General features: G+C 52.9%; 9 protein-coding genes. 5 read left to right on the top strand and 4 right to left on the bottom strand.

The features are described from left to right. Positions 1–279: 279 nt before the first annotated feature. On the top strand, positions 280–2,514 hold the full coding sequence (locus PXY01_RS14250; RefSeq protein WP_127570679.1) for an ATP-dependent helicase: 2,235 nt from the start codon (positions 280–282) through the stop codon (positions 2,512–2,514). A gap of 52 nt (positions 2,515–2,566) precedes the next feature. On the opposite strand, the gene PXY01_RS14245 is transcribed toward PXY01_RS14250, so the two are convergent. The 4 genes from PXY01_RS14245 to gcvH all read right to left on the bottom strand — a co-directional run bounded on the left by PXY01_RS14245 (position 2,567) and on the right by gcvH (position 7,510). Continuing rightward, complete coding sequence (locus tag PXY01_RS14245) at positions 2,567–3,970, bottom strand: metallophosphoesterase (RefSeq protein ID WP_127570678.1); 1,404 nt, start codon at positions 3,968–3,970, stop codon at positions 2,567–2,569. 241 nt (positions 3,971–4,211) lie between these two features. Beyond that, positions 4,212–4,592, bottom strand: coding sequence for a VOC family protein (locus PXY01_RS14240; protein WP_127570677.1), 381 nt, complete (start codon positions 4,590–4,592; stop codon positions 4,212–4,214). 349 nt (positions 4,593–4,941) lie between these two features. Further along, positions 4,942–7,002, bottom strand: coding sequence for a putative bifunctional diguanylate cyclase/phosphodiesterase (locus tag PXY01_RS14235; protein ID WP_127570676.1), 2,061 nt, complete (start codon positions 7,000–7,002; stop codon positions 4,942–4,944). 109 nt (positions 7,003–7,111) lie between these two features. Then, positions 7,112–7,510 carry a glycine cleavage system protein GcvH gene (gene gcvH / locus PXY01_RS14230; protein WP_127570675.1) on the bottom strand — a complete coding sequence of 133 codons (399 nt, stop codon included), beginning with the start codon at positions 7,508–7,510 and terminating at the stop codon, positions 7,112–7,114. A gap of 143 nt (positions 7,511–7,653) precedes the next feature. Between gcvH and PXY01_RS14225 the strand changes: the two genes are divergently transcribed. The 4 genes from PXY01_RS14225 to PXY01_RS14210 all read left to right on the top strand — a co-directional run bounded on the left by PXY01_RS14225 (position 7,654) and on the right by PXY01_RS14210 (position 13,821). Beyond that, positions 7,654–8,910: a glycine cleavage system aminomethyltransferase GcvT gene (locus PXY01_RS14225; RefSeq protein WP_164744429.1), complete on the top strand. Its 1,257-nt coding sequence runs from the start codon at positions 7,654–7,656 to the stop codon at positions 8,908–8,910. Positions 8,911–8,915: 5 nt separating this feature from the next. After that, positions 8,916–10,280: an aminomethyl-transferring glycine dehydrogenase subunit GcvPA gene (gene gcvPA / locus PXY01_RS14220; RefSeq protein WP_127570673.1), complete on the top strand. Its 1,365-nt coding sequence runs from the start codon at positions 8,916–8,918 to the stop codon at positions 10,278–10,280. Beyond that, positions 10,277–11,761: an aminomethyl-transferring glycine dehydrogenase subunit GcvPB gene (gene gcvPB / locus PXY01_RS14215; protein ID WP_281277886.1), complete on the top strand. Its 1,485-nt coding sequence runs from the start codon at positions 10,277–10,279 to the stop codon at positions 11,759–11,761. The genes gcvPA and gcvPB overlap by 4 nt, the downstream gene beginning before the upstream one ends. Before the next feature lie 155 nt (positions 11,762–11,916). Then, a complete protein-coding gene (locus tag PXY01_RS14210) occupies positions 11,917–13,821 on the top strand; it encodes an LTA synthase family protein (protein ID WP_307719384.1) in 1,905 nt (634 codons plus the stop codon). The last annotated feature ends 1 nt before the right edge of the window (position 13,822 follow it).

Here is a 13,822-nt window from a genome sequence, read left to right as displayed (position 1 = left end):
TGATTTCCTAGTGCATGATGGCCCGAATACAGCATGGTCATAAAGTCCACAACAGATAAGTTCTATTCAACCCGATTATCGATTTATTCGTTCGAATTCTACCCCATTATACCGACCGATTGTGGATAAAACAATTGCAAAAACGATTTCGGTAGCGCTTACATTAATGGTTGATCAGCAGTACTAAGCCGATTCTACATGGTATAATGAAGCCTGCGCATAAATTTACGAACTTATATAAGATCATCGATATAGACGACGAAAGGACTAAGCTAGTACATGTTTTCATACAAATATACAATTTCGGGGGCAGCTCGTCCCGTACCTCCGGCACACATTAACAACTGTTCAGATAAGGCCGCAGCAGAGGAACGGATAACAACGGGTGCACAAGCCCGACGAGAATCGGCCTTCTGGGAGGAGCTGGCCAGTATAGGCGTTCATTTGAACGCAGATCAGGCCGAGGCTGTCCGCCATGGTGACGGTCCGCTGCTGACGATTGCCGGGGCAGGCTCAGGCAAAACAACGACACTCGCATGCCGCGCCGCTTTTCTAATCGGAGTTCGAGGCGTTTCGCCAAGGCATTTGCTGCTCGTTACGTTTTCGCGCAAAGCGGCAGACGAAATGAAGCAGCGCCTTGCAGGCTTGCCAGGCATATCGGCGCGGGCAGCGCAGTCGATCGAAGCGCGCACGTTCCATTCCTTCTGCTTACTGCTGCTCCGTCGAAGAGGTGTCTCCGCGGCTCTAATCGGCGATGAAGGGCAGCAAAGAATGACGGTGAAACGGTTGCTAAGAGAAGCTGGCTCGACGAACGATTACGAGCCGGAGTCGCTGCTCGCTCTGCTCTCCTCTTACAAGAGCCGGCTGCTGACCGTGAGCGACTTGCCTGAAGCTTCGCCGGCTGAGCGCGAAATAAAGCGTGTTCTCATTCGATACGAGCAATGGAAGCGCGACAACGGGTTGATCGATTTCGACGACTTGCTTCTGCTCGCCTATCAGATGCTGCTCTCGGAGCCGGAGCTTCTAGCCTCGCTGCAAGACCGATTCCGATACATTATGGTTGATGAATTCCAAGACACGAATATGATCCAATACGAAATCGTCCGTCTCATCGCTGCCGGACGTCGCAATCTAATGGTCGTCGGAGATGACGATCAGACGATCTATTCCTTCAACGGCGCTAGCTCCGAGGCCATATTGTCATTCGATAAAATATACCCGGACGCCAAAGTCGTCACTCTGCGCGTCAATTACCGTTCAAGCGCCGACATCGTCGGGCTGGGCAACGCCATTATCCGCGGCAACAAAAACCGCCGGCCGAAAACACTGACCGTGCCCAAGAACAATACTGCGGAAGTGCCATCGTCCATGTCAGGCGAAGACAATGAGCTTGGCATATTAGGAAAGCCGATGTTTGCCCGCCCTTCAACGCCAGAGGAGGAAGCTGCCGCTGTAACCGCATCGATCCGAAAGCTGGTCGAATCCGGACGATACAAGTGGGGCGACATCGCCGTCTTGTACCGTTCGGCCGGCAGCGGGCGCGCAGCAACCGAGCATTTGCTGCAGTCAGGCATACCGGTCGAGGACCATAGCGATGGACTGTCATTCTACGATTCTCCGCTCATCCGGCCGGTGATGGCCCATTTGAAGCTGTCGCTCAACCACCGGGATAAGCAGGCGATCGAGGATATGCTGCCGACACTGTACGTGAACCGTGACGCGGCGATGAAATGGATTCGCGACAGAGATGCTGAGCAGGCCAAAAAATGGCCACTAATTCATTTGACAGCTTTTCCTCGACTACAGCAATTTCAGAAGGACGGGGTGCTGGAACGGCTTCGGCTAATTAAAGCGGCGGCTTCCCTTCGTCCAGCGGCAGCCATCCGCCGTATCCGCGAAGCGTTCTTCGACAAATTCGCCGAGACGAACCGAGGCGGAACTCCGCATAAGGAAATCATGAAGGAGCTGCTCGACGAGCTGGAGTCGTCTGCAGGACGGTTCGATACGGTTGCCTCGTTCCTTGCATTCTCAGAAGATATGGCGAAGAGACAAGCGGAGGCGAAGCAGGCTGGCAGGCCGGGCGGAAGCATCCGAGGTGGACAAGCAGGGGGCACTGTAGAGGGCGTGCGTCAAGCCCAGACAGCAGTTCCCTCGTCGGAGGATGACGGCCGCGTCCAGCTTATGACCGTTCACAAATCAAAGGGTCTGGAATTTCCCGTCGTCTTCGTCGTCGGTGCTTCGGAGGGCATCATGCCGCATCGTTCGGCAATGCAGCCGCAGCAGCCGAAGCAGACAGCTTCCCGAGACGAGCTGGAACGGGATAAAGAAGAAGCGCTCGAGGAAGAGCGCCGGCTGCTCTATGTAGCCGTCACGAGGGCGCAAGAAAGGCTGTACATCAGCTCCCCCGCCTTCTTCCACGGACAAAAGGCCGATATTTCCCGCTTTCTGGCTGAAGCGGCGGGCGTGCGAACGGTCGTCGCCAGCACCCGTGCGAGCAGCGGTATTAGGCGATAAACTTACAAAGGGCTCTAGGTCATCTTCGATGACTTAGAGCCCTTTGTAGTCTCTACAGGCTGAGCAGCTTCGAAAGCTGATCCGCCTTTGTATTCGTTATCGCCCGCGTCCGAAATGATACAGTCAAGGGCTTGGCACTCCGGTTGCCGAACGAATCAACTGCATAGACGGATGCCGTATAATTTTGCTCAGGCTTCAATCCTTTCAATTCGACCGTAATCGATGCGGGAACCGGCCGCTTATAAAACTCAGAAAATGCGCTCAGCTTGAGCGTGCTCCTGCGACTGCCCTGCCGTTTCACTTCGATATCGTAAGCATGAACAAATAAATTATCAGTCGCCTGGTCGAACACAAGAGCAGCCTTCGTCGCCCCGATGGAATCCGGAACAATAGATACGCTCGCTGACGTTGGGAAAATCGGCTTAATCCGGTCGCGATCATCCGTATAGACGAACGAATGCCGGCTGGCAGGATAAGGAATGACCCAATCCTCGCCCGTCCAATCGTTCCGGTGAAAATCTCTCCTCCGAATGGTTACCTTACCGCGCTTAACATACACGATACAGCCTTGTGCAATATCATCGGACGGATGTTTTCCCTGTACCTTGCCCGGCTCCAGCTCAGGATAACGAATCGACGAAATGCCAACCGAAGTAAAATGCCGCTGGTGAATCGTACGCGGATCATCCAGCATGTAATGCGAATGACCCGAAAAGATGATGACTTGCGGATAGCGCGCGAGCGTAGCGTACAGCTTCATATGGCTGCGTGAATGCCCCCACAAATCACTGCCGCTTACCGTTCCGCCAATATGCTGATGAAAAAAGACGAAAATGGGCTTGTTCGCCTTCGCGTGCTCAGACAGCTTCTCATCCAGCCATTTCAGCTGGGTATCGGACAGCGTGCCTCCAACCGATTTGTTCTCGCTTCCGATTACGATGAAATGATAGCCGTTGATCCATTTATCATAATAAATGTTCTTCATACCGGTTTTGGCAATGAACAGCTTTCTTCCTTTGGCTTCTCTCGGATTTCCCCAGTAGTCGTGGTTGCCAATAGCCAACAAATGCTGTGCTTGCGGCTGCCTGTAGCGGTTATAGATACGCATGAATCTATCGTATTGGGATACGGTGCCGTCATTCGTCAAATCACCCACGCTCGCTATTGCATCGTATTGCGGCGTGATTTGATTGATTTGCTTCAAGACGTCCTCGAGCTTCTTCTCTGCCTTAGCCCCCCTGCCGATATGAATGTCACTAATGACCGGAAATACTAAATCAAAACCAGCGCTGCGCTGAACCGTTGCATAACGGTCGGCCTCGTCCGGTGCAGCCTGCGCCGAATGAACAGCCGCCCCCACACTTACCGAAAATGCGAGCATCATGCTATATACGGCAATTAAGACGCTTGTTAATCGGACCAGCCGCCGGAATAGTCGCTGCGCTTGCTTCGTCACGTAGATACACCTTTCTTCGTAACTTCAATGGTAATACTACGTATTCTCGTTTCTGTAGTATACATCCAATGGGCAGGGATAATCCGTCACCCGTTCGGCTAACCTGCCGAATCTTTCGGATAGCACGCGCAGATTATATTACCCGCCTACCCGCCGGAATGGGAGAATTCATCCATTTGTTTTGCCGAAGATACAAAGGCCAGTAGCGTATGCTCCGCTCTTTCCAGTGTGCGGACTAAAATTAGTTATTCAGCCATTCAAGGAACTCGATCCGATTACCGAAAGGATCTTGCGTATAAAAGCGTTTGACCCCCTCATCCGCCCGTACCTCATCATCCACAATCTCAACGCTGTTAGCGATCAGATGCTTGCGCAGCTGCTCAATGTTTTTCACTTGAAATGCAGGATGCGCTTTCTTCGCCGGCACAAAATCACGCTGCACGCCGATATGGACCTGATGTACACCGCATTGAAACCATACGCCTCCGCGCTGGCGCAAGCCTTCGGGCTTTTCGATCTCCTTCCATCCTAGCAGGCCGGCAAAAAAACTTCTGGCCTCCGTCTCGCAGCCTTCCGGCGCTGCTAATTGAACGTGATCCACGCCAAGAAATTGAACGGTCATTCTAGTACCTCCTTGAAATTTATTGGTTTCATATAGCGAAACCGAGTTTCATTTTGGTTTTTATTATATTTTATTTTATATTGAAAAACTAGAGATTTATCTAAATATTTGTATCTCGCACCCATTTATCACTCCATAAGTGCCTTTGGGCACCTATCTCACCCGCTCTCGACCGCTCGCCGCTCCGTAAGTGCCGAAAGGCACTTATCTCACTTACCAGTCGCGCGTAGGCTATACAAGCGACACGAAGGGGCTGTTTATTAGGCTCAACTGCCTAAGCACCAAATAAAATAGGCGTCCGCTCTTGCCCCATTCAATTGGGACAGCAGCGATACGCCTTACTACATGATTAGAGCTCCAGCCCGGCTGCGATCTCCTTATCCAGCGGCGGCAAACGGAGATTATGCAAATATGAGAGCACCTGTTCTAGACTCATCGGCTGGCCGAAATAATAGCCTTGAATAATAGTGCAGCCCGCTTCATTCAATAGCCGGACTTGTTCCTTATCCTCGACGCCTTCAGCCACACTGTCCAAGCCGAGCTCCTGAGCCAGCGTTACGATCGTGTTAATGATCGCTCTTTTGGAAGGAATGTGACTTTGGTTAATGAACATCCGATCGATCTTAACCGTATCCAGCGGGATAAGATCCAACGAGCCGAGCGAGGAATAGCCTGAGCCGAAGTCGTCCATCGACACTTTGACGCCAAGCTCCCGCAGCCGGTTCAGCTGGCGGATGACCTCGTCCATATCGTGAATGACGATCGTCTCCGTAATTTCTAGCTCCAGCCGCTCTGGTGCAAGTCCGAAGTCCAGCAAGCTTTCCTCGACCATATCAAACAAATTCTGACTGTCAAATAACCGCACCGACGTATTGACAGACACCGTGAACGGACCATATCCCGCCTTCTCCCATTCCCTGCAATCCCTGCAGGCCTGACGAAGAACGAAGCGAGACAAATCGACGATTAGCCCGGTCTCCTCTGCAATTGCAATAAATTCAGAGGGCGGCACAAAGCCAAGCTTGGGATGATTCCATCTAACCAGTGCCTCAAAGCCGATTGGCCGGTTGATCGTCGTATCCCATTTAGGCTGATAATAGACAATAAACTGCTTGCCGTATTCCAGAGCACTGCGCAGGTCGTTCTCCAGCTGCATGCGCCGAAGCTGCTTCTCCTGAATTTCCAGATTGAACAGCTGATACCGGTTCCTGCCGCCGCCCTTCGCCTCATATAGTGCTGTATCAGACGTCCGGAGCAGCTCCGCACGATCACTCCCATGCTCCGGATACAGCGCGATGCCGATGCTGCAGGAGACGAACAGTTCGTTGCCGTCGATATGGAATGACTGGTTGATGCTTGATAACAGCCGTTTCGCCAGCTGCTCTGCATCGTTCTGATCCCCCCCTTCCGCTAGCAGCAGAAATTCATCTCCTCCAATTCTAAAAACCATAATCTCTCCATTAGCTATTGCCGCAAGGCGACGGCTCGCATCAAGCACAAGCAAATCGCCGACGTCGTGACCGAGCGTATCGTTTATCGTTTTGAATTGATCGATATCGATGAACAATACCGCGCCTCGCTCTGTCCGTCGTAAGAACGAATCGAACTGTCTAACCAACTCATAACGATTCGGCAGACCCGTCAGTTGATCCTGATACGCCATTCTCTCCAGTATCGTCCGGTCAACATAAGTCGCCGCCCAGGATACGAGGAGCAGCACGCCCATTGCCAGTGTTACCGCCCATAGTAGATTATAGTTGCTGGAGACCGCCCCCTCTTGAGCCGTAGCTGCACTGCACCAGAACGAGACGGACTGCATTCCTGTATAGTGCATCCCGCATACCGCCAGCCCCATTAGAACAGCTGCACACCACTTCCACAGTCGGACATTACCTCCGCCCAGACTGTCTCGAAACCGAGTGAAGAGCAGTAAAGCAGCATAAGACACCATGATGGCCACAGCCACCGACAAGCACCAGTAGAATCGATCATAGCTCGTAGACCCGCCTGTAATCTGAATAGCCGACATTCCAATATAATGCATAGCCGCGATCCCTGAGCCCATAACCAAGCTTCCAAATGCCAGCCGGCCGAAATGAACACTTTCGCGCTGTATCAAATAAAAAGCGATAAATGATGCAAATATAGCCGCGAGCAACGATAGCACCGTAGCCCCTGCATGATAGCTGACCGGCGCATTCAAATGAAAAGCCAGCATCGCGACAAAATGCATCGACCATACTCCACATCCCATCATGACTGCCCCAGCAACCGTCCATCCCCATCTGGACCTGCCCCGCGCCTGCCATACGCGCCCCGCCATATCAAGCGCAGAATAAGATGATAAAATAGCGATAAATATCGACAACACAACGACCCCGGCGTTATAAGTGCCCTGTAATAAAATCATGTTGTTCCTCCGATGTCCTTCATAACAACTACGATGATTTAGGTAAGATTATACACCAGTTTATCAGAGAAACAGTCGAATTTTGTGAAATTTTGTCTAATTTATAGTTCTAAGGTCCGATATTAAGCATACTGCGATATTGATCAGCACTTAACAACCGCTTCAGCGCTTCCTGTGAATCGCCTGCTGGCCTTATCTCGATAAGCCACCCGGCGTCGTAAGGCTGTTCATTGACCAGCTCCGGAGCTGATTGTAGGGCCGGATTAACATTCACTATGACACCATTCACCGGACTGAACAGGTCCGACACCGTCTTCACCGACTCAATCGTTCCGATCGGCGCAAACGCTGCAGCAGGCGTGCCGACAGACGGCAAATCCACATACACAATATCACCAAGCGAGCATTGCGCATGATCGGTGATGCCGACTCGGATGACGCCTTCGGCTGTTAGCAGCGCCCATTCATGCTCCTCCGTATATCTCATTTCTGGTCTTATGTCGCTCATGTTCAACATCCTCTCCGCGTATGCATATACAACAGACTCTGCCGTCTTCGTGAACCGTTCACCTTTTAACTTGTATGACGGACCAGCCGCCGTTAGCCCTTCACTTAACCCGTTGTGATTCGATTATTAAAAGAGGTGAGTCTATGGCTGTCCGCAAAAGAACGCCTCTCTATCCTCTCTACGCCCAATACCAAAACGCCCGATGCGTAGACTTCGCAGGATGGGAGCTGCCCGTTCAATTTACGGGTACACTGAAGGAGCATCAAGCCACCCGTCAAGCAGCAGGACTGTTCGATGTGTCTCATATGGGCAGATTACTTGTGACGGGAAAGTTCGCCGAGACCTATCTTCAGCGGCTGACAACCAATAACGTCAGTACGCTGAAGGACGGACGTGCCCAATACACGCTGCTGTGCAATTCAACTGGAGGAGTCATCGACGACCTGCTAATATACCGCCTTACAGCAGATCAATATATGCTCGTTGTGAACGCCGCGAATACGGCTGCCGATCTGGAATGGCTCCGCGAGCAGTTGATTGGCGACGTTACCCTCCAGGATTTGACCGAGTCGACCGCCTTATTAGCGCTGCAGGGCCCGAATGCCATGCTCATTCTGACTGCCGCATGCCGTGCTGGCTTTGATCCAGACCGCCTGGCTAACACAGTGAACGCAGCAGACCTTAATCGAGTGCCACTAACGGCTCCTGATACCACGCGATTGATATTCGGCTACCATAAGAGGGAAGACAGATCAGCCCAAGACCAGGCGTCGGCAATCGCCAAGCTTGCTCCATTCCATTTCATTCAGGGCTGTTCAATTTGCGGCATTCCAGCTCTTGTGTCCCGTACCGGTTATACCGGTGAAGACGGATTCGAGCTGTACACCGCTGCCGCTGATGCGCCCACACTCTGGGCTAGCTTACTGCAGGCCGGCGAACGGCTCGGTCTTCAGCCGGCCGGCCTCGGTGCGCGCGATACGCTGAGGCTGGAGGCGAGACTACCGTTGTATGGCCATGAGCTGTCCGAGACCATTACGCCGATCGAGGCCGGACTGCGCTCCTTCGTCAAGCTGAGCAAAGGAGACTTCTTCGGCCGAAGCGCCTTGCTCCACCAGATTAATGAAGGACCGGCTCGCCAGCTCGTCGGCATCGAAATAACCGGTTGCGGTATCCCGAGAGCAGGCTTCGCCGTATACGCTAACGGCACCCCAGTCGGATATGTCACCTCCGGCACACATTCTCCTACGCTGCGGCGCAATATCGGATTGGCGCTGCTGGATTCACGCTGCCGTGCAATCGGTACAGAGCTTACAGTTGACATACGCGGCACACATTATCGTGCAGCCGTCGTTCCAACGCCATTCTACAGCCGGCCTCGAACTACACTCGACGGAAGGTGAATGCTATGAGATATCAGCACCGTTATATTCCGATGACCGAGCAGGACGAGACCGACATGCTGCATGAGATAGGTGTGTCCGGAATTGACGAGCTATTCCGTGATATTCCGGACGGGCTCCGATACTCAGGTGAGCTTCCAGTCTCCATGCAGCTCGACGAGCCTGCTTTGTGGTCGCATCTTCAAGAGCTGTCAGCACGCAATACATCCGCCTCCCAAGGCGTCAGCTTTCTCGGCGCAGGCATATACGATCATTACATCCCAGCTGTCATCGGACACCTTCTGTCCCGTTCGGAATTTTATACGGCCTACACCCCCTATCAGCCGGAAATCAGCCAAGGCGGGCTGCAGGCCATATTCGAATTTCAATCCTATATATGTGAATTAACAGGAATGCCAATCGCCAATGCGAGCATGTACGACGGCGCTACGGCGCTTGCAGAAGCCGGTTTGCTTGCTGCCAGTGCAACGAACCGGAAGAAGCTTGCCGTCTCACGCACCGTCCATCCAGAGACGCGCTCCGTTATTCAGACCATGGCGTGCGGTCTTGGCATTGAAATCGTTGAGGTGCCTTACTCCTCTGCTGAAGGCACGACCGACCTTGATCGACTAGCCAAGACAATTGACGGCCGAACAGCCGCCGTCCTCGTACAATCGCCGAATTTCTTCGGCTGCATCGAGGATATCGCGGCGATCGAGCCGCTCGCTCATGCCGCTGGCAGCCTGCTCGCCGTCAGCGTCAATCCGCTGTCGCTCGGCCTGCTTCAGCCGCCGGGCAAGCTAGGCGCAGACATCGTAGTCGGCGACGCTCAGCCGCTGGGCATTCCGCAGTCGTTCGGCGGTCCGACCTGCGGCTTCTTTGCTGCCAGCAAGCCGCTTATGCGCCGCATGCCGGGCCGAATTGTCGGCCAGACCGTCGACCGCAGCGGCAAACGCAGCTTCGTGCTTACGCTGCAAGCGCGGGAACAGCATATTCGGCGAGAGAAAGCCACGTCCAACATTTGCTCGAACCAAGCACTGCTCGCTCTTTGCGCAGCGATCTACTTGTCCGTCATGGGCAAGCAGGGTCTACAGGAAACCGCACGGCTCAATATGAACAAAGCACACTATGCCGCTGATGTGATAACCGCTCTGCCCGGCTATTCAAAGCCAACAAACGCCCCATATTTCAATGAATTTATCGTTAAACTGCCGGACTCTATCACCTGCTCAGAGCTGAACAGACAGCTGATGAACGAGCAAATCATTGGCGGCTACGATGTCGGCAGATCATATCCAGAGCTGACAGGTCATATGCTTCTGGCCGTCACTGAGAAACGCTCACGCGCCGACATCGACCGATTGGCCGCACGATTGGGGGAATTTCAATGACGAACGAACAGACTCCGGGCCTGCCGGATGACACGATGCCTTTTATCTTCGATTTGAGCCGACCCGGCCGGATCGCATATTCCCTGCCCGCGTGCGATGTACCCGAGCAGCCGCCGGAGCAGCTTATTCCGGCAGCAATGCTTCGCGCTGAGCCGCCCGCCCTCCCCGAGTTGTATGAGGTTGACGTCGTTCGCCATTATACCGCCTTGTCACGCCGTAACTTTGGTGTCGACAATGGCTTCTACCCGCTCGGCTCGTGCACGATGAAGTATAATCCGAAGCTTCACGAGGATGCAGCCAAGCTGCCCGGATTCAGCGGAATCCATCCTTATCAGCAAGAGGATACGGTGCAAGGAGCGCTCGAGCTGCTCTACACGCTGCAGAACGACTTGGCTGCCATTACCGGCATGGACCGAATGACGCTGCAGCCTGCGGCCGGTGCCCAAGGGGAATGGACCGGGCTCATGATGATTCGCGCTTATCACGAAAGCCGCGGCGAGCATCGGACGAATGTGCTCGTGCCTGATTCGTCGCACGGCACGAACCCGGCAAGCGCTGCAGCTGCCGGGTTTACGACGGTTACGCTGAAATCCGATACGCGAGGGCTAGTCGATTTGGAGGGCTTGCGTGCGGCGGTCGGCCCCGACACCGCCGCTCTCATGCTCACGAATCCGAATACACTCGGCTTGTTCGAGGAGCATATCGCCGAAATCGCCAAAATCGTGCACGAAGCCGGCGGACTGCTCTACTACGACGGTGCGAACGCTAACGCCATTATGGGCATTGCCCGTCCCGGTGACATGGGCTTCGACGTCGTTCATCTGAACCTGCACAAGACGATGAGCACGCCGCACGGCGGAGGCGGACCCGGCGCCGGCCCTGTCGGCGTTAAGCAGCTGCTCGAACCTTATCTTCCTGCCCCGCTCATCGACCGCCGAGCCGACGGTACCTACTTTCTCGACGAGAATCGTCCCCATTCCATCGGCCGCGTCAAGCCATTTCATGGAAACTTCGGTATTCTACTTCGTGCTTACGCCTATATTCGTTCTTACGGCCCAAGAGGACTTCGCCGCGTATCCGAGTGCGCAGTCTTGAACGCCAACTATATGCTGAGCAAGCTATTGGCAGCTTATGACGTGCCTTACCCACGCATCTGCAAGCATGAATTCGTCCTTTCCGGGACGAGACAGAAGGCATTCGGTATTCGCACATTTGATATCGCCAAAAGGCTGCTGGACTTCGGTTTTCATCCTCCGACCGTGTACTTCCCGCTGATCGTAGAAGAAAGCATCATGATCGAGCCGACGGAGACAGAGAGCAAAGAAACGCTGGACCGGTTCATCGATGCGATGCTCCGGATCGCGTGGGAAGCGGAGCATGAACCGAATACGATACTGCAGGCACCAAGCCGCACCAGCATTTCCAGGCCGGATGAGGCGCTTGCCGCCCGCAAACCAATTCTGCACTGCGACTGTGGATAATTTTTATCGAAAATTAATCGCCATAAGGATAACTTTCGCCTATAATCAGCCTATCCGTTACCTCTAGTGGTAGCCATCAATAGATTCGAGTTGTATTTAAGCTCGTGAATCGATAAACTAATACAGGATGACGGATAGATCGGAGTGGAATAAGGTTGAGTCAGAATTGGAACAGATGGCTGATAAGCCCGTTCTTCGTGTTTACAATATTTATGATCATCAAATTCTATATGTCTTGGGGAGTCATATACGATACCGTATTTAGTTGGAAGCCGCTTCTAACCGAACTGCCGATTGTATGGGCCATTTTCGCCATCATTGAACTACTCGCTTCCAGGCGGAAGCTTGGGATTTATTTAGCCGTCAATTTACTTGTAACAGGTGTCTATTTCGCGGTTATTATGTATTACAAATATTTTGGCATCATCGTCACCTATCATGCTTTAGCGCAGGTCGGACAGGTTGGAGAAGTGAAGGGCAGCGTATTTCAATTAATGCACGCCTACTTCCTGTTTATTTTCATCGATATTGTACTGATCGGCCTCGTGCTCACTTTCAACCGCAGGGCGCGCATTTGGAACAAGATCGCAGGCGTACAAACCCCGCGTCTTGCTGCGGCTGGATTGCTCGTCGTCACCGCCGCTGCCTCCATCTTTACCATTGTGAAGAATGACAATGTCATTAACGAGGTCCGCCAAGCGGAAGAGATGGGGATCATGAATTATGAGCTGTACAAAATCGTATCGACCTCCGATATGGAGCAAACGGTCGAGCCTGCTCGAATTACCCGTCAGACGATCGATTCGCTCAAAGGAATTGATACCGCTGCCGAGCCAACCCTATTCGGAGCAGCGAAAGGACGCAACGTCATCGTCGTGCAGCTTGAAGCGTTCCAGAACTTCTTGCTCGGCTTAACGGTCGAAGGACACGAGGTAACGCCGAACTTGAACAAGCTGAAGAATGAAGCGCTCTACTTCACCCATATGTTCCAGATGGCGGGACAAGGCAATACGTCCGATGCTGAATTTCTGACGAACACATCACTCTATGTGCCGCCGGCAGGCGCTGCGACGGATGAGTATGTCGATTATTCGCTCCCTTCGCTGCCGAAATATTTTAAAGAGGCCGGTTACTTGACCGCCACATTCCATACGAACGACGTGGAGTTCTGGAACCGAGATAAGCTGTATCAAGCGCTTGGCTTTGACTATTATTACGACAAGAGATGGTATGGAACCGAGGATACGATCGCATTCGGCTCGTCAGACCGAATATTATACGACAAAGCTGTACAAGAAATTGCCGCAATAAACGATACAGGCAAGCCGGTGTACGCGAACATCATCTCGATGTCGTCTCATCACCCGTTCAACTTCTTACCGGAGTCGATGCCGAAGCTTCCGCTGCCAGCTCAATATGAAGATACATTCGCAGGAGATTATATTCAATCGCAGCACTATACCGATGAAGCGATCGGCCTTCTGATTGCCAAGCTGAAAGAATTCGGAATTTGGGACAATACGATGCTCGTGATTTACGGCGACCATATGGGACTGCCAATTTATTCACTCGACGAGCAAGACCAAGAGCTTCTGCAATCTGCTCTAGGACGGACTTATTCGTATACGGACATGCTTAATATCCCGCTGCTTGTCATTGTACCAGGCGCACTTGAACCGAAAGTCATCTCCCAGACTGCAGGTCAGATTGACATTATGCCGACTATCGCTAACTTGGCGGGGCTGCCGATTCGCGATCGCATTTATTTCGGTCAAGATTTAATGAATCATTCTTCGAACCTGCTTCCAGAACGGTACTATTTGCCTTCAGGTTCATTCATTAATGACAAGAGCATCTTTGTGCCCGGCACGCAGTTCAAGGACGGCACGGTCTACCCGCTTCCAGGAGATCCGGAGGAGGCGCCGTATCCGCCGAAGACTGATTTCGACCGCGCAATCGAGCTTCTGAAGCTGTCGAACAGCTACGTCAAGTCTCTCCCTCCCGTAGAGAACGAGCCGAAGACGCAGGAGGGCTCGACCCGCACCTCAACCGCACAATAGG

This window comes from Paenibacillus xylaniclasticus, assembly GCF_004001065.1.
Lineage (GTDB): Bacteria > Bacillota > Bacilli > Paenibacillales > Paenibacillaceae > Paenibacillus_T > Paenibacillus_T xylaniclasticus.
Note: the sequence above shows the minus strand (reverse complement) of the source record. Positions and strands in the feature narration are given on the sequence as shown.

Coding starts and splice junctions, on each gene's coding strand:
- gcvH (WP_127570675.1), bottom strand. CDS start 7,510: ATGAGCGACATAAGACCAGAAATGAGATATACGGAGGAGCATGAATGG.
- PXY01_RS14235 (WP_127570676.1), bottom strand. CDS start 7,002: ATGATTTTATTACAGGGCACTTATAACGCCGGGGTCGTTGTGTTGTCG.
- PXY01_RS14240 (WP_127570677.1), bottom strand. CDS start 4,592: ATGACCGTTCAATTTCTTGGCGTGGATCACGTTCAATTAGCAGCGCCG.
- gcvPB (WP_281277886.1), top strand. CDS start 10,277: ATGACGAACGAACAGACTCCGGGCCTGCCGGATGACACGATGCCTTTT.
- PXY01_RS14225 (WP_164744429.1), top strand. CDS start 7,654: ATGGCTGTCCGCAAAAGAACGCCTCTCTATCCTCTCTACGCCCAATAC.
- PXY01_RS14250 (WP_127570679.1), top strand. CDS start 280: ATGTTTTCATACAAATATACAATTTCGGGGGCAGCTCGTCCCGTACCT.
- gcvPA (WP_127570673.1), top strand. CDS start 8,916: ATGAGATATCAGCACCGTTATATTCCGATGACCGAGCAGGACGAGACC.